The sequence below is a fragment of the Myxococcus faecalis genome, from assembly GCF_050039385.1.
Lineage (GTDB): Bacteria > Myxococcota > Myxococcia > Myxococcales > Myxococcaceae > Myxococcus > Myxococcus fulvus.
Window position 1 is genome coordinate 6,095,717 of the sequence record NZ_CP144336.1, and the last position, 18,044, is coordinate 6,113,760.

At 70.9% G+C, this 18,044-nt stretch carries 16 protein-coding genes; 11 read left to right on the forward strand and 5 right to left on the reverse strand.

The genetic code is table 11. From position 1 onward, the window contains the following. The first annotated feature begins 302 nt into the window (after window positions 1–302). Window positions 303–950: a hypothetical protein gene (locus tag VZQ01_RS24465; protein WP_426744800.1), complete on the forward strand. Its 648-nt coding sequence runs from the start codon at window positions 303–305 to the stop codon at window positions 948–950. A gap of 19 nt (window positions 951–969) precedes the next feature. Here the strand turns inward: VZQ01_RS24465 and VZQ01_RS24470 are convergent, their stop codons facing one another. The 5 genes from VZQ01_RS24470 to VZQ01_RS24490 all read right to left on the reverse strand — a co-directional run bounded on the left by VZQ01_RS24470 (window position 970) and on the right by VZQ01_RS24490 (window position 6,389). Next, a complete protein-coding gene (locus VZQ01_RS24470; RefSeq protein ID WP_267699232.1) occupies window positions 970–1,494 on the reverse strand; it encodes a GNAT family N-acetyltransferase in 525 nt (174 codons plus the stop codon). Window positions 1,495–1,555: 61 nt separating this feature from the next. Then, entirely contained in the window at window positions 1,556–2,374 is an 819-nt protein-coding gene (locus tag VZQ01_RS24475; RefSeq protein ID WP_426744802.1) for a hypothetical protein, read from the reverse strand. Between the two features lie 56 nt (window positions 2,375–2,430). Then, complete coding sequence (locus tag VZQ01_RS24480) at window positions 2,431–3,534, reverse strand: type IV pilus twitching motility protein PilT (RefSeq protein ID WP_426744804.1); 1,104 nt, start codon at window positions 3,532–3,534, stop codon at window positions 2,431–2,433. Between the two features lies 1 nt (window position 3,535). After that, window positions 3,536–5,560 carry a type IV pilus twitching motility protein PilT gene (locus tag VZQ01_RS24485; protein WP_426744806.1) on the reverse strand — a complete coding sequence of 675 codons (2,025 nt, stop codon included), beginning with the start codon at window positions 5,558–5,560 and terminating at the stop codon, window positions 3,536–3,538. A gap of 292 nt (window positions 5,561–5,852) precedes the next feature. Continuing rightward, window positions 5,853–6,389, reverse strand: coding sequence for a GNAT family N-acetyltransferase (locus VZQ01_RS24490; protein WP_141331932.1), 537 nt, complete (start codon window positions 6,387–6,389; stop codon window positions 5,853–5,855). 289 nt (window positions 6,390–6,678) lie between these two features. Here VZQ01_RS24490 and VZQ01_RS24495 point away from each other — a divergent pair, with 289 nt between their 5' ends. The 10 genes from VZQ01_RS24495 to thiL all read left to right on the forward strand — a co-directional run bounded on the left by VZQ01_RS24495 (window position 6,679) and on the right by thiL (window position 18,012). Then, window positions 6,679–7,398, forward strand: a complete 720-nt coding sequence (locus VZQ01_RS24495; RefSeq protein ID WP_223750683.1) for a GTP-binding protein — start codon at window positions 6,679–6,681, stop codon at window positions 7,396–7,398. Continuing rightward, window positions 7,395–8,897: an ATP-binding protein gene (locus tag VZQ01_RS24500; protein WP_408888968.1), complete on the forward strand. Its 1,503-nt coding sequence runs from the start codon at window positions 7,395–7,397 to the stop codon at window positions 8,895–8,897. The genes VZQ01_RS24495 and VZQ01_RS24500 overlap by 4 nt, the downstream gene beginning before the upstream one ends. Before the next feature lie 111 nt (window positions 8,898–9,008). Beyond that, entirely contained in the window at window positions 9,009–9,596 is a 588-nt protein-coding gene (locus VZQ01_RS24505; RefSeq protein WP_426744808.1) for an NYN domain-containing protein, read from the forward strand. Between the two features lie 170 nt (window positions 9,597–9,766). Beyond that, on the forward strand, window positions 9,767–10,189 hold the full coding sequence (locus VZQ01_RS24510; protein ID WP_223750685.1) for a VOC family protein: 423 nt from the start codon (window positions 9,767–9,769) through the stop codon (window positions 10,187–10,189). Window positions 10,190–10,193: 4 nt separating this feature from the next. Then, window positions 10,194–10,535, forward strand: a complete 342-nt coding sequence (locus tag VZQ01_RS24515) for an ArsR/SmtB family transcription factor (RefSeq protein WP_223750686.1) — start codon at window positions 10,194–10,196, stop codon at window positions 10,533–10,535. A gap of 16 nt (window positions 10,536–10,551) precedes the next feature. Next, window positions 10,552–11,043, forward strand: coding sequence for an SRPBCC domain-containing protein (locus tag VZQ01_RS24520; protein WP_267699235.1), 492 nt, complete (start codon window positions 10,552–10,554; stop codon window positions 11,041–11,043). Window positions 11,044–11,482: 439 nt separating this feature from the next. Next, a complete protein-coding gene (locus VZQ01_RS24525; RefSeq protein ID WP_223750688.1) occupies window positions 11,483–13,090 on the forward strand; it encodes a hypothetical protein in 1,608 nt (535 codons plus the stop codon). 191 nt (window positions 13,091–13,281) lie between these two features. Then, window positions 13,282–15,174: a Hint domain-containing protein gene (locus VZQ01_RS24530; RefSeq protein ID WP_223782759.1), complete on the forward strand. Its 1,893-nt coding sequence runs from the start codon at window positions 13,282–13,284 to the stop codon at window positions 15,172–15,174. Window positions 15,175–15,284: 110 nt separating this feature from the next. Next, window positions 15,285–17,033 (forward strand): hypothetical protein, encoded by a 1,749-nt coding sequence (locus VZQ01_RS24535; RefSeq protein WP_426744812.1) that lies wholly within the window; start codon window positions 15,285–15,287, stop codon window positions 17,031–17,033. A 28-nt stretch (window positions 17,034–17,061) separates the two neighbouring features. After that, window positions 17,062–18,012, forward strand: a complete 951-nt coding sequence (thiL, locus tag VZQ01_RS24540; RefSeq protein ID WP_223750691.1) for a thiamine-phosphate kinase — start codon at window positions 17,062–17,064, stop codon at window positions 18,010–18,012. Window positions 18,013–18,044: the final 32 nt, after the last annotated feature.

Genomic DNA, 18,044 nt, shown 5'->3' on the forward strand with positions numbered 1-18,044 from the left:
CGGCGTCGCGCGTGCTCGTCGTTAGTGGGGGACTGGTGTTGGCGCTCGCCCACACAGCGTGCCTGTCCCGGACAGAGCCCGCGCGGTCGGACGCTGGCGAGTCGTCCACGACAGCGTCAGGTGGGTCCTCTCCTTCTTCGAACGATGGCGGTCGCGCGCCTGTCTCTCGGGAAGCGGGCGCCATGGTCATGGCGTCGCCGGAGGTCCGAACGCCCAGGGCCGCGTCGCCCGCCTGGGGCTCCTCCGCGACGACCGACTCGCATCGGGCCTGTGACGAGCTGTGGCGAGAGGGGAGGGTGGAGGTGGCATTCAAGGAGGAGCCGGAGACGCTGGCGCTCGAGCGCGAGGGGCCTCGTTTGGAGCGTCAGTTCCAGGTGGCCCGACAGCTGCGAGGCGCCTACCGCCACGCGGACCAGTGGGCTTCGGTCCTCCAGTACGCGAAAGGCGAAGTGCACGGAGGCGTGAGCTACGGGCTCACGGTGCCGGAGGTTTTGGCGGATCTGACCGGGCGCATCTTGACGTGGGCCAGTCATCGCGAGCCCGCGAGCTGTCTGTCCGGTGATGGCGACCAACCTGCGCTCCTCGCGGGTGACACGCTCCGAGACGAGCAGGGGCGCTTGCTGTTGCTCACGGTGCCGAGCGCGCCCACGACGCCGGACGGAGAGGTCCTGTTGCCTCCGGGGCTCGTGCCGGAGCTGAAGGTGCACTGGGAGCTGGCGGGCTGTGAAGCGAAGCCGGGCGAGCGGACCCGTGGCGCGAGGCTGCGCTTCGAGGGACCACGGGGACGCGACTCGGCGCCTGTCACGGTCTCCGTGGGAGAGACGAAGCAGTTGCTGTTGAAGGGCCTCCGCTACGAGGTCCGCGTGGCCAGGGCCCGCGCGGATGCCTCCGACCGCTGCGGCCAGGCCGTGTTCACGCTGTTCCGCGAGGGGCTGCGCGAGCGTCTGTAGAAGGCGCTTCGATGGGACTTCACCCCACCACGTACAGCCGGTGGGGAACGTCTCCCGTCCCGTAGGGGATGATGCGCTCGAAGCGCAGCCCCAGTCGCTCCGCCACGCGCACGGAGGGCACATTGTCGGGATGGATGATGGCGACCAGCGGAACCTCCGGCAGGTGCAGCCGCGCCTTCTCCATCGCCACCCGGCTCACCTCGGTCGCGAACCCCGAGCCCCACGTGGACGGGAAGAACCGATAGGCCAGGTTCAACACCGTCCGCCCCTCGAGCGGCTTGTGCCGCACACCTCCGACTCCCACGACGACGCCGGGCGCCTCGCGCCGCTCCACCGCCCAGTACCCCACGCCCCGCTCGGCCCAATCCCCCAGCCACCGCGACAGCAGCTCCCGCGCTTCTTCCCGCGTACTCATCGCGGCGGAGGCATCGACCAGGTTCGTCCTCGGGTCGCTGTGCAGCTCGAACATCGCCTCCACGTCGCTCTCGCGGAAGGCGCGCAGCCGCAGCCGCTCGGTGTCCACCTGCTCCAGACCGTGAATCATGCGCCCATCCTGGTTCAGGGACCTGTCGCCCACCACCGACTTCGCACGCGCACCAGGAGTCTCAGGGCGGCAGGTTCGTCAGCTTGGGGACCGGGAGGCTCCTGAGCGTGGCGTCCAGGTCGAACGTGTGGCGGTGGAAGGCGCGAAGGAAGTCCAGCGCAGGCCCCCGGGTCGACGCGGGTCTTTGAGGCCGGCTCCAGTCTCGGGGTGTGCGCGCGTGGACCTCGATGGCGTCCAGGAAGGGAAGCACGTCGTGCACCCCCATCAACAGCCGGAGTGAGTCGTCGCCGTGAAAGACCGTGTGGCGCTGACCATCGTGCCCGAGTCGCTTGCTCCAGCCCTTGGCGGAGGCTCGCTTGAGGTACCCGTTGAAAGCCTTCTGCCCTCCAGCGATGCGCAACAGTCGCCGCAGCAGTTGCGCCATCAACCCCCGTTCAGAGCGCCACCGGTTCTTGCTGACCCATCGCCGCGCTTCCCAGGAGGCCAGGTCCGCGGTGCTCATGAAATGCTCGTCGCCACGCAAATGGTCGAGCGCGTGGGCGCCGATGAGGCCCTCCGGCACGACGCCTCGGATGCGACTCAGGCGGGAGTCCCTCGGCTCCTCGGCGGTGCGGTGCTTCGCCCAGCGGATGAACGGGTTCACCTTGTCGGACCGGCGTCGACGGTGCACCACCCAGCCCATCTTCGACGCGGCATCCTCGTCGAGGTCGGCGCAGTCCTCGAAGAGGTCCGGCTCCAGCGCCAGCCGGGAGACGCGGACCCGGACGGCGCGCCGCGTGCTCCGGCTCTGGCTGGCCCGATACCAACGGGCCTGCTCCCGCCACTGCGAGGGCAACAGGCTGCGCGCCATCTGCAAGGACTTCTCGTCGCCGTAGAGCATGTCGCCCCTCTCGCGGGCGCGAGGGACGAAATGCCACGGCATTCCTGACACGGGCGCTACGCCTTCATCGACTCCGGCAGCACCCAGTCCGGCTTGAGCCGCTGGATGACCTTGGCCAGGTTCTCCTTGTCCTGGGCCTTCTCCAGCGCCGCGTCGGGCGTGATGACGTTGTCGCGCACCAGGCGCTCCAGGTGCATGTCCAGGGTCTGCATGCCCTGGCCCTGGCCCGCCTGCATCTTGGACGCAATCTGGAAGACCTTGCCCTCGCGAATCATCGCCGCGATGGCCGCGCCGCCCACCAGGATTTCCAGCGCCGCCACGCGGCCCTTGCCGTCCGCCGTCTTGATGAGCTGCTGGGCGACGATGCCCGCAAGGCTCTCCGCGAGCATGCCGCGCACCTGCGCCTGCTCGTCCGCGGGGAACGAGTTGATGATGCGGTCGATGGTCGCCGGCGCGCTGTTGGTGTGCACCGTGGCGAACACCAGCACGCCGAAGCTCGCGAGCTGGAGCGCCAGCTTCATCGTCTCGTTGGTGCGCAGCTCGCCGATGAGGATGACGTTGGGGTCTTCGCGGCCCGCCGAGCGGATGGCCGTGGCGAAGCTCGACGCGTGCGGGCCCACCTCGCGGTGCGTCACCTGCGCCTTCGCGGACTCGTGGACGAACTCCACCGGGTCCTCGATGGTGAGGATGTGCGCCGGGCGCGTCTGGTTGATGTGGTTCACCATGCCCGCGAGCGTGGTGGACTTGCCGCTGCCCGTCGGTCCCGTCACCAGCACCAGGCCGCTGCGACGCTCGGCCAGCTTGCGCACGATGTCGGGCGTCTTCAGGTCGTCGAGCGTGAGCACCTTGCTCGGAATGGTGCGGAACACCGCGCCCAGGCCCGTCTGCTTGTAGAAGTAGTTCGCGCGAAAGCGCGCCTTCGTCCCGTAGCCGTAGGCAAAGTCGAGGTCCAGCTCCTCGACAATCTGTCGCTTCTGCGCCGGGTTGACGATTTCGAAGAGCAGCCCCTCCAGCTCCTGCGTCGTCAGCGCCGCCTCGCGCAGGGGCGTGAGCTCCCCGCGGATGCGGCCCATGGGGGGATAGCCGACGCTCAGGTGCAGGTCGCTGCCCTTCTGCTCCAGAAGGATGTCGAAGAACTGGGCGATGCGTGGCGTGCTCATCTCAGCCCCCCTTCCTTCCCATCAGCGAGCCCATCTTGCTGAGCAGCCGCGCGCTGTCCTGCGGCGTCTCCGGCGCGGCCACCGCCGTGCCCGGCCTGCGTCCCGTCACCACCGCCTCCAGCTCGTCCGGGTTGTCCACGAAGCCCTTGGCCACCTCCAGCTTCACCTTGCCCGCGCGCACCAGGTCCGCCATCGAGTCCTCGAAGCGGACGATGCCCAGGCTCTTGCCGCGCTGCTGCAGCGAGGGAATCTGGTACGTCTTGTTGTCGCGGATGAGGTTGCCCAGCGCGACGGAGCCCGGCAGCACCTCCGCCGCGGCCACCATGCTCTTGCCGTCCGCGCTCGCCATCAGCCGCTGGCTGACGATGAGGCGCAGGCCGCTCGACAGCGACAGGCGCACCTGCTGCTGGTCCGCGGGCGGGAACAGGTCGATGAGCCGGTCGATGGTCTTCGCCGCGCTCGGCGTGTTCATGGTGCTGATGAGCAGGTGGCCCGTCTCCGCGGCCGCCAGCGCCATGCGCACCGTCTCCGTGTCGCGCAGCTCGCCCACGACGATGACGTCCGGGTCCTCGCGGAGGCTGCCCTTGAGCGCGCTGGCGAAGGTGCGCGTGTGCGCGCCCACCTCGCGCTGGCTGATGAGCGCCTTCTTGCGCGGGTGCACGAACTCGACCGGGTCCTCCACGGTGAGGATGTGGTGGGACGTGTGGCTGTTGATGAGGTCCACCAGCGCCGCCAGGGTGCTCGTCTTGCCATGGCCGGACGGGCCGGTGATGACGATGAGGCCCTGGTGGTGGTGCGTGGCCTTCGCGATGTCCTGGGGCAGGCCGAGCGACTCGAGCGTGGGGATGTCGCGGGCGATGACGCGGAAGGTGCCCTTGAGGCCCGTGCGGTGCCGCGAGACGTTGACGCGGAAGCGCCCCATCTCCGGCGAGTCGAGCGAGAAGTCGCAGCTGCCGTCGCGCTCCAGCACGGCGCGCAGCCGCTCCGGCACCACGGGCAGCAGCATGCCCTCCACGCGCGCGGCGTCGAGCACGCCGCCCTGGGGGACCAGGTCCCCGGCGAGGCGGAAGAGCACGGGGCGCTCGGCCACCACGTGCACGTCGCTGGCGCGCACGCTGCGGCCCTGCTCCAGCACCACCGCCAGGTCCCGGGCCCCACCCGTCAGCCGCGACGCCGCGAGGGTCCGCGCGGCCTCCTGCGTGCCCGCGCTCGAATACCCGCCCTGCGAGGGGGCATACCCGGTCGAGGTGTTCTGCGCCGCCGCACCCTGTGCGCCGTAGCCCGCCGATGCGCCCGGTGACGAGGCCTGTCCCGCGTCGTGTGCGCCGTAGCCCGCCGAAGCGGGCTGCGCGCCGTAACCCGCTGAAGCGCCCGGCGACGTGGCCTGTCCCGTGGTGCCCTGCGCACCGTAACCGGCCGCCGCGCCCGGCGACGCGGCCTGCGCGCCGTGGCCCCCGGTGGCCACGTTCCTCGCAGCCGACTGTGCGCCGTACCCGGCTGCCGCGCTCGTGGCCTGTCCCGCACCTTGTGCGGCGTAGCCCGCCGAAGCGCCTTGTCCGCCGTACCCTGCCGCGCCCTGTCCCGCGCCTTGCGCGGAGGCGCCCGCTGAAGCAGCGGCTTGTCCGCCGTACCCTGCCGCGCCCTGCACGGCCGCGGCGGGAGCTCGCGCGGTCGCCGGAGCCGCCGCGGTCGATGCGGCCGGAGCCGCCGCCGTGGCGCCCGCCTCCGCCGCGCGCGACAGCCTCAGGTGCATGAGGTCGCCCCGGCGCTGGGCGGCGATGGACAGCGCGCCCAACCCGTTGGCGTTGACGGACCACTGCGACGGTGAATCCGACACGGTGGAGGCCCGGGCCACGCCCACCATGGCCTGCAGCGCGCGCACGACGTCCTCCGTCGTCACCGCCGCCGGGTCCACCGGCTCATAGCCACTGCTCCCCCGAATCATCGGCGGTCGGCCCGTGGCCAGGGTCAGCTCCGTCACTCCAGGCCGCGACAGATGGCGCAACAGCTCAGCAAGGGGTCTCATGCGGAAGTCGACTCGGGCTGGGGCGAAGCGCGAAGCGCGAAGCGCGGGGGTGGTCCGCAGGATAGTCGACAACGCGTCGAATGCGCCCACCCCCCGGTCCATCCTGGTGCTTCTTCCCCCGCGCCACGCCCGCCTGCCGTCGCCACGCGCAGTGGGCCCCACACCCACCTGTCAGCGGTGGACGGAGTCGATTCGCCAGGGTGGGGGAGGGGGCTCCGGGGCCCCTGAGGGCCCGCTCGGAGCGAGGGCGGGAGGCAAGCGGCCTCCCGCCAGGTACACCATGGGCGCGGGACTACAGCTCGCGCGACATCAGGAGCCGCAGCTTGCCGGACTTCTTGGACACCACCGTGGCCACGGTGGTGAAGCCCGCCTTGCGGTAGAAGCCCACCGCGGGCGCGTTGGACGGGTCCACGCGCAGGGCAATGGTCTTGCGGTACATGTCCCGCGCGGCCCGGAGCGCCTGCTCCAGCACCACCATCCCCAGACCCTTCTTGCGCAGCTCCGGCTTCACCACGATGTTGCGCAGGTAGGCAGCGCCGGGCACCGGGCCGTCGCGCTCCACCGTGACGTAGCCGACGATCTGGCTCTGCAGCCGGGCCACGTGGATGAAGGGCTTGAGCTGGGTCAGGGCCTTGAGGCTGTCCTCCTGCGTCTCACCCCGGCTCTTCCAGGGTTCGGAGCTGGCGCGCAGGGCCGCCACCGCCGTCATGTCCTCGTCGGTGGGCAGGGTGAACTTCACCGCCGCCATCAGGTCGTTGGGGAGGCCCACCACATCCAGCACCGGGGCTGGGGCCATCTCCACGCCCGGGTCCACCTGCTTCATCGTCATCGCCATCTCCTCCGTCGCGCTGCGATCCTAACCGCACCCCCGCCACCGGTGCACGCGGTGATTCCGCGCACATTGTCTTCTCAAGTGAGGAGTTTGCCTCCCCCTGGCACGAGAGGGTCGGATTCGGGTCAACCCCACCTTCGCCGGCGCCATTCCAGGGCAGAGGCCCCGCTTCCACGGCCGCCATCCGGCCGGCCTTCCGCGAAGCAGGCGTTCCCACTATAAAAACCCTGGTCGTCACCGGAGGGCTGGCCTCTCCTCCCCTCGACTCCGCCTGCCCGAGCACCCCTTGCAACTGAACCACGCCCAGCGCGAGCTGACGCTCAAGATCGTCTACTACGGTCCCGGACTCAGCGGGAAGACGACGAACCTGCGTCAGCTCCACGCCCGCGCGTACCCGGAGGTCCGGGGTCGGTTGCTGACGGTGGACACACACGACGACCGGACGCTGTTCTTCGATCTGCTGCCTGTCTTCTTCTCCACGTCCTCGGGCTTCAAGGTGAAGGTGAAGCTCTTCACGGTGCCCGGGCAGGTCATCCACAACGCGACCCGGCGCATCGTGCTGCAGGGGGCCGACGCGGTGGTGTTCATCGCGGACAGCCGGCACAGCGCGACGGCGGAGAACAACGCCTACTGGCGCAACCTGCAGGACAACATGAAGGAGAACGGGCTGGACCCCGCGCAGGTGCCCGTCGTCATCCAGTTCAACAAGCGGGACCTGCCCGACGCGCGCACGGACGCGGAGCTGGAGGAGGCGCGCAAGCGCGGCGGCGAGGCCGTGGTGGGCGCGGTGGCCCTCAAGGGCGAGGGCGTGCTGGAGACCTTCCACGCCGTGGCGCAGGCGGCCTACCGGCGGCTGGACGCGCGCGCGCACCTGGCGCGCAACGTGGGCCTCACCGAGGCGGAGTTCCTGTCCCAGGTCTTCGGCCGCATGGACCTGTCGGGCACCGCGCTGGCCGGGCGCTACGCCGCCGTCACCCGCGATGAGCAGGTGGGGGGCGGGCGATGAGCGGCTATCAGGGCAGCGTGCCCCCGGAGGGCTCGCGCCGCGAGTCCGTGCTCCAGCGCCGGCTGTCCCTGGGAGAGATGCTGGACCTCCCGTCGTTCTCGGAGGTGGTGAAGAGCTTCAGCGAGCTGTACCGCGTGGGCATCAAGGTGCTCGACGCGCGCGGCACCAAGCTGGCCGACGTGAAGGTGGGCCACGGCGACTTCTGCGCGTACGTCTTCTCCTTCCCGGACGGCCGCTCGCGCTGCACCGCCACCGTGGCGCGCGTGAAGGACGGCCCCGTCGTCCCGCTCAACGGCGCGCGCGTGGCCCAGGGCGACGGCGCGGAGGAGGCGGGCCTCATCGCGCTGCCGTGCTTCACCGGCCTGCGCTACCTGGTGATGCCCGTGCGCTGGGAGGGCGACTTCCTGGGCCGCGTCATCCTGGGGCCCTTCACCCCCGAGGAGCTGGGCGACTTCCCGGACACGCTCACGGACATCCCCGCGCTGGAGCTCACGCGCGCCCAGGAGCTGGTGTCCAAGGTGCGCCGCGCGCCCGAGCGCACCGTGGTGCAGGTGCTGACGCACTTCGGTCAGGTGCTCGCCGCGCTCGTCGCCAGCGGCCACCGCACCTACCTGACGACGCAGCTGCACATCGAGGCGATGCTGGAGACGCACCGCGAGCTGGAGGCGCAGAACACGCGCCTGGCCCAGGTGAACACGCGCCTCAAGGAGCTGGACCGGCTCAAATCCACCTTCCTGGGCACGGTGAGCCACGAGCTGCGCACGCCCCTGGCGTCCATCATCGGCTACTCGGAGATGCTCGCCGAGGGCCTGGCCGGCGTGCTCAACCCCGAGCAGCTGCTCTACGTGCGCACCATCGTCGAGAAGGGCGAGTCGCTGCTCAACCTCATCTCGTCCATCCTCGACCTGAGCCAGATTGAAGCCGGCAAGCTGCGGCTGTCGGTGGGGCCGGTGGACCTGGCCAGCGTCATCCAGACGGCGGTCTCCAGCGTGCTGCCCCAGGCGCAGAGAAAGGGCGTGGAGCTGGAGGTGCGCCTGCCGCCCGTGCCCAGGCCCCGGCTGGCGGGCGACGCGGACAAGCTGCGCCAGGTGCTGGTGAACCTGCTCGCCAACGCGCTGAAGTTCACGTCGTCCGGAGGGCGGGTGTCGGTGGTGATGTCGGAGGCGGGCGTCCAGGACGCGCTGGGCCTCACCGGCTACCGCGTCTGCGTGGAGGACACCGGCGTGGGCATCCGCGAGGACCAGTTCGAGCGCATCTTCCAGAGCTTCTATCAGGTGGACGGCAGCTCCACGCGCGAGCACGGCGGCGCGGGGCTGGGCCTGGCCATCGTGAAGAGCCTGGTGGAGGGCCACGGCGGCAAGGTGTTCGTGGAGAGCGAGTTCGGGCGCGGCTCGCGCTTCACGGTGGTGCTGCCCATGCAGCCGCCCATCCCCGAGCACGGCCTGCTGGCCGCCCCCGCGCCCGTGCCCGAGCTGCCCCCGGGGCCCGACCGCTTCTGACGCGGGAGGTCGACCGGGACCGTGCCTTCCCGGGCGCGGGACGTGGCGCGTCGTGGACGTGTCACACGCAATCCCCCCGGAAGGCATCGCCCGGGCGTATTGTCCGCGCCCATGCTCACCGGACGTCCTTCCGCCGCTTCCTACGTGCTCATCGATGCGGAGAACATCGACTGGGCCGTCTCCAACGTCGTCGGCCGTAAACCCGAGTCGCAGGACCGCGTGCAGTTCGACCGTCTGGTCGCCTTCTGCGAGACGTACTTCCCCGCGCCCGTGCGCTGCGTGGTGGTGCTCAACGCGCGCGGCGAGCAGCTGCCCGACGTGATGATTGGCTTCATCCGCGCGCTGAAGTCCGCGGGCTGCGAGGTGGCGCTGCTCTACGGACGGCCGGACCAGAAGGTGGTGGACCTGGGCATCCTCAAGCTCCTGGAGACCATCCGCACCCAGCGGCCCAAGGCGGCCGTGGGCCTGGCCAGCCACGACGGCGGTGACTTCGCCGAGGCCCTCAAGCCCATGATCGAGGAGAAGCGCCAGGTGGCCGTGCTCGGCCTGCGCGAGTACGTCAGCCAGCGCTTCCGGGACCTGGTCCCCGCGGGCCTCAAGATTGTCGACCTGGAGCTCAACGCGAAGGTGTTCCAGCGCCCGCTGCCCCGGCTCCTGCCGGTCAACGTGGACGAGTTCGACCCGATGCTGTTCGTCTAGCGCGCCGCTCCCCGCGCACCGCCGGCCGGAGCCCCACCGAGGGCCCGGCCGACTTTCCACACGCTTCGCGAGCCGCGCCCCTCGCCGTGCGCGTCGCGCTTGCGGATGGTTAACGATGGCGTTAAATATTGCCCCAGCGGTTAACGATTCGTTCGCCAAGGAGACACGCCATGAAGCCGGTTCCCGAGGGGTTCTCACGCATCAGTCCCGGGCTGTTCTATGAGGACGCGCCCAAGGCCATCGACTGGTTGGAGAAGGCCTTCGGCTTCCAGACGCGGCTGAAGGTGGAGGGCGCGCCGGGCGTCATCGTCCACTCGGAGCTCGTGTATGGCGAGGCCGTCATCCTGGTGAACTCGGTCTCCCCCAAGTTCCCGGGCCGCACGACGGGGAGCACGAGCGCGTGCTACCTGATGGTGTACGTGGATGACGTGGACGCGCACTGCGCGCGGGCCAAGGCCGCGGGCGCCCGGATCACCCAGGAGCCGAAGACCACGGACTACGGCGAGGACTACTGGACGGACCGGGGCTACGGCGCCGAGGACCTGGAGGGCCACTCCTGGTGGTTCGCCCAGCGGATGTCCTCCAAGGGCTGACGCCATGGGAGCCGCCCGTCGCCTGGATGAGACCTTCGCCGCGCTGGCCGACCCCACCCGTCGAGGGGTCATCGACCTGCTCTGCGAGGAGCCCCGGCGCGCGGGCGAGCTGGCCGCCGCCTTCGACATGTCCGCGCCCGCCATGTCCCGTCACCTGCGCGTGCTGCGCAAGACGGGGCTGGTGGAGGAGGAGGCCCTCGAGGACGACGCCCGGGTGAAGGTGTACCGGCTGCGCCCCGAGCGCTTCGGGGAGCTGCGCGCGTGGCTCGACGAGGTGGAGTCCTTCTGGAGCGACCAGCTCTCCGCCTTCAAGGCCCACGCCGAACGCACCCGCAAGAAGACCTGAGCCTCGAGGCCCCGAGATGACGACGCCGCAGACCGCCCGCGTGACGACCTTCCTCCGCCTGGAGCCCCAGGTGGCCTTCGAAATCTTCACCGAGGAGACCAACCTCTGGTGGCGCAAGGGGCCCCGCTTCCGGGGCTCCCGCTCGCCCGACAGCGTGGTGCGCTTCGAGGGCGGCGCCGGAGGCCGGCTGGTGGAGGAGGACGCCGAGGGCGTCTTCGAGATTGGCCGCGTGCTGGCGTGGGAGCCGGGCCTCCACCTGCGCTTCGAGTGGCGCGGCAGGAACTTCGCGCCCGGCGAGCTCACCGAGGTGGAGGTGCGCTTCGAGTCCGCCGAGGGCGGCACCCGCGTCGTCCTGGAGCACCGCGGCTGGGAGTCGCTGCGCCCCGACCACCCCGTGCGTCATGGCCAGGACGTCGCCGCCTTCCTCGCGATGATGGGCCTGTGGTGGGCGGGCCTCACCACCGCGCTGCGCACCGTGGCCTCCCGCCCGACGCCACGCGTTGAATGACTGTCAGCGATTAGCCCTGTCATAAAATTCCAGATGCCGCCCTCGCGGGCATGTATGCTGTTGGCGTCCGAACGTGTGGCCCCGAGCCCCGTCGCGCGCGCCTGCCCGCGGACAACCCTCTGACACATGTCTCGCGTACTCACCGGACGCGCCCTCGCGTGCGTCCGGGACGCGGGCGCGCGTGTCCGCTCGGGACCCGGCGCGTCCGCTCCTGACGCCGCGTGCGTCCCATTGGGTGTGCCTGCGCGTGCAGTCTTGACGCACCCAGGGTCAAGTCCTCACATGTCGTGGGAATTCCGTAGAGCACCCGCATGGATGGCTGGGTGGGATTTGTGGTGAATCCGATTCTGTCTTGTAAATATTTGTTGAATGCTTCATAAGGGCGCGCGTTGGACAGACGTGGTGAAACCAGTTGTGTCAATCCGAAGAGGGGGAGCATATGGACAAGCGCATCCGGCGCTCGTGTCTTGCTTTGGCATCGATTCTGGCTCTCGCCGGCTGTAGCACGCAGGAGGACGTGGTGGAGGCCGAGGCCCCACCCGCCGCGCGGCCCGCGCCGTTGCACTCCGAGCGCGGCGGCATCGGCCTCTTGCTCGCCTCCGGCGACAAGTCGGCGATGAACACGGTGACGGTCAACACGTTCCGCTCGCTCATCGTCACCGAGACGGCCATCGTCAACAACTTCTCCCTGCGCGAGGTCATGGACCAGCTCGCCGTGCAGAGCGGCGTGGCGGGGATGACGGGCCTCAAGCTCTACCGCCAGCTCTGGGACACGCAGAACCCGACGCCGGGGCAGATCAACCCGAACCAGCACTGCAACGACCAGATGTCGGGCTCGCAGTCCGTCTTCAACAGCTTCCCGTACCAGTGCCGCAACGCGGAGGGCGCCCAGGCCGGCCAGGACCCGTTCAACGTCGCGACGCAGGGCTACCGGGCGGTGGGCCTGTTCAACCGCTTCGACCTGGCGCCCGCGGACGGCTCCAACTGCGGCGAGTACCGCATCGTCTTCGCGCGCAGGTCCGGAGAGACCAACGCCGGCCAGCGCAACTTCATGATCTTCGAGGCCGTGCTGCCCAACCCCCACCAGGACGAGGGGCTGGACGGGTGCCTGCCGGTGGCGGAGTTCTGGCAGCGGCTGACGACCAACCCGGATGTGGCCTCGCGCACCCAGCAGCTGCGGGCGTTCTATCTGCAGGGCCTGCCGGGCTTCCGGCCGGTGGTGCACATCGACAACTACGGCGCGGACCCGGCGACCGTCGCGGGCCAGATTCGCACCAACCAGTTCATGCAGGCCAACTGGCTCTTGCGTGAGTTCAAGCTGCAGAAGACGTGTCTGGCCGGCACGTGCACGTCGCTGAGGGCCATCCTCTCCACGGACAAGGTGAACCCGTTCGGCCCGCTGTTCAGCCCGACGTCCACGCACGCCCGGGCCGAGGACTTCCGCTTCTTCTTCGCCAGCCAGGTGGAGGCGCTGGCGCGCAACGACGTCAACCTCTTCAACATGGACGTGCAGGACCAGTTCAACGCGGGCCAGTCCGACGCGCAGGGCACGGAGAACAACTACACCTTCCACTTCGGCAACAACGCCTCCGCGCTGCGCACGCTCATCCAGAACGAGCTCACCCGCATCGGCAGCACGCTGACGCCCAACCAGATTGTGTCCCGCGCCAAGGCGCTGTCGTGCGCGGGCTGCCACGACCTGAGCAACGGCAACAACCTGGGCGGCGGCGTGGTGTGGCCCGCCTCGCTGGGCTTCACCCACGTGAGCGAGCTGACGGAGGAGGGGCCCGAGGGCACGCGCTTCCGCATCTCCCCGGCGCTCACCAACGTCTTCCTGCCGCACAGGAAGGCCGTCCTGGAGGAGTACCTGAGCCGCCCGCGCCCGTGCCACAACGTGTGCAACCCGGGCAACCCCATCGCCACCCACTGCTCGCCGTGCGCGGCGGCGGTGTGCGAGGGCGACCCGTTCTGCTGCTCGGGCTCCTGGGACGTCATCTGCGTGGAGGCGGCGCAGGACGTCTGCGGCCTGGCCTGCAACGCGCAGTAGTCAGCGACTCCAGGTGTCCCGGCGGGCGGTCGTCGCACCCCCGCGCCCGTCGGGACGCCTGGCCGTAGCGGTCATGCGCGGGCCTTTCGGCAGACAGGCCCGCCCTGGGGGGCAGCGGTCCACACGCAGGTCTGAGTGTCGTCGGTGTGGTTGTCGTCGTCGGCAGTCCACTGCAGCAGAGGGGGTTACACATGAAGCCGTGCTCGCGTTTCTCGGTGCCTGTTACCGCGGCCCTGCCGCTCGTCGCGCTCGCGACGTCCGCCTGGGCCGGCCCGTTGCGCTCCCCGGACCGGGGGTTGGACGGGGCCACGCTGGTGGAGGACTCGCAGTACATGCGCCGCGTCTTCGAGGAGAAGACCCGGGGCGCCGGTGGCGAGAGCATCGCCATCGACCTGGCCGACCCGGCCCAGTACCGCTTCGTGATGAACCGCCTGCGCGGCTCCGGGAAGACGGTCGCCAATTCGCCCCGGCTCTTCGAGCGGCTGGCGCTGGCGCAGAGGAAGGCCCTGGCGCACCAGGCCGCGGGCACGCAGGCCGCGCCGCTGGCCAACAACTGGGGCTGTGACCACTTCCTCAACCTGACCCGCGGCGTCACCAGCGGCTCGGTGCGCGTCTACGAGAGCAACCCCTGGGCCGCGTGCCTCAACGGCGCCAGCTACGTGTACACGGACATCGTCGCCTTCAACGCGAACAACGCGGAGACGCAGACGACGGTGGTGGACTCGGCCTCCGGCGAGGAGTACGCGGCCGGCCAGAGCTTCGACGACGTCATCGTGCGGCCGGCCATCCCGGTGAACCAGGACCGGCAGGTCATCCTCGACTCGATGATGATCGCCATGAACGAGAACACGGGTGAGGAGGTCGTCACCTTCGTGCGCGGCCAGTCGAGCACGACGACGGGCGGCGCGGACCTGGCGCTCGAGCACCCGCGCCTGTCGGTGCCCAACAGCGGCAAGCTGAACACGGAGCTGTGCCAGATGCGCGGCGGCATCGACTGTGACTACGCCGCGGTGGGCGCCACGCTGGCGCCCTCGGGGGCCAACACCCCGACGAGCATCGCGCTGCGCAACCCCGCCGTGACGGCCTCGTGGGTGGGGGATGCCAGCAACAACTTCCCCCTGACGCGCGCGTGGGACTGGAGCCACGTCTACGTGCCCACCAAGTTCACCTTCAACGCGGGCAGCAAGAACGGCATCGCCTGCGTCATCAAGGAGATCCTCCCGGGCTCGAAGGTGCGCCTGGTCAAGCCCATCACGGGCGGCACCTGCATGAGCCAGGCGGACCTGACGCCCTTCCTCACCAGCTCCATCAACAGCCAGACGGCGAACGTGACGCTGCTGGCGGACCTGACGCGGGAGACGTCCATCGCGGGCACGGGCGTCGAGAACTGCGCGATGCAGACCATCATCAACCAGCCGGTGGAGTACGTCATCACGGTGAGCACCAAGGTGAACTGCGGCACGGCGGCGAACACGCCGGCCTCGGTGACGGTGCGCATGCTGTCCGACTCGCGCTATCGCTATGGTGTGCAGGTGTGGAACTCCTGCATGGCGGAGGGCACGCAGGTGGTGCTGGCCGATGGCAGCGTCGTCCCGGTGGAGTCGGTGAAGCGCGGCCAGCGCATCGTGACGAACGCGAAGGGTGACACGCTCACCGTGCGCGACGTCCAGGTGGGTGGCGAGCGCGACGCGATGGTGAACCTGCGTGACGACAAGGGCCACGCGGTCAGCCTGACCGACAAGCACCCGGTCATCATGGCGGATGGCAGGCCGCTGGCGGCCGGCAAGCTGAAGGTGGCGGACCAGGTCAGCACCCGCGAGGGCGTGGCCACGCTGACCTCCGTCACGCGCGAGAAGTACACGGGCAAGGTCTACAACTTCAGCCTGGGGACGACCGAGGAGCTGGCGCGCGCGGGGAAGCACGCGAACACGATGTTCGCCAACGGCTTCCGCGTGGGTGACAACGCGATGCAGGGCGAGCTGACGGCGCCCGTGGCGGACTCGCGCGAGACGCTCGAGCGTCTGCCGGCCTCGTGGCACAAGGACTACGCCCTGGCCCCCGCGTTCGTGGCGGGGCAGCGCTAGCTCGCGGTTTCGAGGAACGAAGCACCGCCGCCCCACCGACGCGCCTGGCGCCGGTGGGGCGTTCTGTCTGGGTGGGCACGAGAGACAACCTGGTGACGACAGGAGCACGGATGCGGAACACGGTGGTGATGAGCGTGCTGGTGATGGGCTTGCTGGCCTGCGGAGACGCGCCACCCCGGCCACCGCCGCCGGGCTTCTGTCCGGAGCGTCCCGCCGCCGTGGAGCCCGGGAGGCCCGGTCAGGTGCCGCTGCGGGTGCGCCCGCCCGAGCGGCTCGAGGCGTGGAGGGCCCGCGTGGGGCTCGCGCGCACGCCGTCGGCGGTGGGGGCGCGAGCGCCCGAGCGGCTCGAGGCGGGGAGCGCCCGTGCGGGGCTTGCGCGGGTAGGGTCGTCGGGGTCGCCCGAGGCGTGGCGGGCTGGCGAGGGGCGCGCGCGCGCGTTGTCCGTGGAAGCGCCTGAGCACTTCGCTTCGTGGCGAACCCACGCGGAGCTCTCGCGGGCGGGGACTTCCGAGCGGCTCGAGGCGTGGAGTGCTCGTACGGGGCTCTCGTCCGTGGCGCCATCGGCGCAGACCGCGGTGGACCTGACGGGCCGCTCGTGGTGGGCCACGCCGTGTCTCGTGGGAACTCCGGGCCTGGAGGTGGCGACGCCCCGGGTGGCCGTGACGGAGTCCGGCCGCGCGATGGCGGTGTGGACCGAGAGCGACGGACTCGACGCGTGGCTGTGGGCCAGCGAGTACACGCCGACCACGGGATGGTCTTCCGCGCGCAAGGTGGACCTCTTCCGCGAGCTCCCGGACGACGAGCTCCGGGTGCGGCAGCCGCAGGTCGTCGCCGACGGCGAGGGTCGCGTGCTGTTGATGTGGCTCCAGAGCGAGGGCTCGACGGCGACGCAGCTGTGGTCCGCGCGGCACGTGCCGGGCGAGGGATGGAGCAAGGCGGACCGTGTGCTGGCGCATCCCCTGGGAGACGCGACTCACCTGGAACTCGCGCGCGACGCGGCGGGCGGCTTCACCGTCATCTGGACGCAGTTCGACGGCGACACGTTCAGCGAGAACGTCTGGACCACCCGCGGCTCGCCCGCGATGGGCTGGGAGCCCGCGCGCCGCATCGACACGCCCGCGCCGGGCTTCTCCCTGGCGCCTCGGGTGTCGGTGAGCTCGGACGGCCACGTGGTGGTGGGGTGGGACCGCTTCGACGAGCTGGAGGGCATCCCCGTGGCGTGGTTCAGCCGGTGGACCCCCTCCGAGGGCTGGAGCGCCGCGGAGCGCCTGAGCCCTCCAGGCGTGGACGGCTTCTACGCGGAGCCCGTGGCGGGGCCGGGCGGCACGGCGCTCGCGCTGTGGAGCGGCCTGGGCGCGGTGGAGGTGGAGCTGTGGGCGCGGCGCTTCGTGCCCGGCTCGGGCTGGTCCACGCCCGAGCGCCTGGAGGAGGTCCTCGGCAGCTCCGGCGCGGCCCAGGCCACCGCGGAGCGGGAGGGACGCACCCTGGTGGTCTGGCCCCGCGCGCGCGACGGCGTCACCCGCTTGTCCAGCCGGCCCTTCGACTTCACCCGCGGCTTCCGTCCGCGCGAGGACGTGGCCCCGCCGCCGAAGGGGCTCGTCGCCCTGGACCCGCGGGTGGTGTCGGTGAGCGCGTGGGAGTCGCTCGCCGTCTGGACCCAGGAGGTCGAGGGCGGCCGGCGCATCGCCGCCAGTCGCTACGTCCTCGGCCGAGGCTGGGGACCCGCGACCTGGCTCGACACGGAGACCTCCGCACAGACGGGCTTTGCGCACGTGGCCGTGGGCGCGCGGGGCGACGCCGTGGCCACCTGGCTGCACGGGGGCGAGGTGCCCGGCGTGGGCCTCAGCGTCTTCCAATAGACGCGCCCTTGGTCTTTGCTGTCGGACGATGCCTGGTGAGTTCGACTTCATCCGCCGCTTCCTCGGCCACTTCCCCAAGGCCCGGGTGCCGGTGGGCCCCGGGGACGACTGCGCGGTGCTCGCGCCCTCGCGCGGGGCGCTGTGCGTCACCACCGACGCCGTGGTGGAGGACGTGCACTTCACCCGCGCGTCCTTCTCCCCCGCGGACATCGGCCACAAGGCGCTCGCGGTGAACCTCTCGGACGTGGCCTCCATGGGCGCCACGCCGCGCTGGTTCGTCTGCGCGCTCGCGCTGCCCAGGGACTTCCCTCCCGCGCACCTGTCGGGCATCGCCCGGGGCATGGCGGCGCTCGCCCGCGAGCACCGCGTGGCGCTGGTGGGCGGCAACTTCACCTCCGCGCGCGAGCTGTCCATCACCATCACCGCCACCGGCGAGCTCTCCCGCCCTCCGCTCACCCGCGCGGGGGCCCGGCCCGGTGACTGGCTCTACGTGTCCGGCACGCTCGGCGACGCGAGGCTGGGGCTCGCCCACCTGCGCGCCGGGGTGAAGCGCGGCGCCAGCGTCCAACGCCAACGCCGACCCCGACCTCGCGTCGCCCTGGGCCAGCTCGCCGCGCGCTTCGCATCCGCGGCACTGGATGTTTCCGATGGTCTTGCACAGGACCTGGGTCACCTGTGCACCGCGTCCGGGGTGCGCGCGGTGGTGGAGCTGGCGAAGCTGCCGATGTCGGCCGCGGTGCGGCGGGAGCTGGGCCCCGAGGGGGCGCTGGCGGGCGGGGAGGACTACGAGCTGCTCATGGCCGTCCCCTCGGCGCGGGGGCGTGCCTTCGAGCGGGCGTGTGCTCGGGGCGGCCATCCGGTGACGCGCGTGGGGGCGCTCTCGGAGGGGGTGGGGTGGGTGATCCACGACGAGTCCGGACGCGACGTGCGCCGGCCGGGCGGGTTCGACCACTTCCGACAAGCCTCCCGGGTGGATTGACCCTGCCCGACAGCAAGGCTAAACCCAGGGCG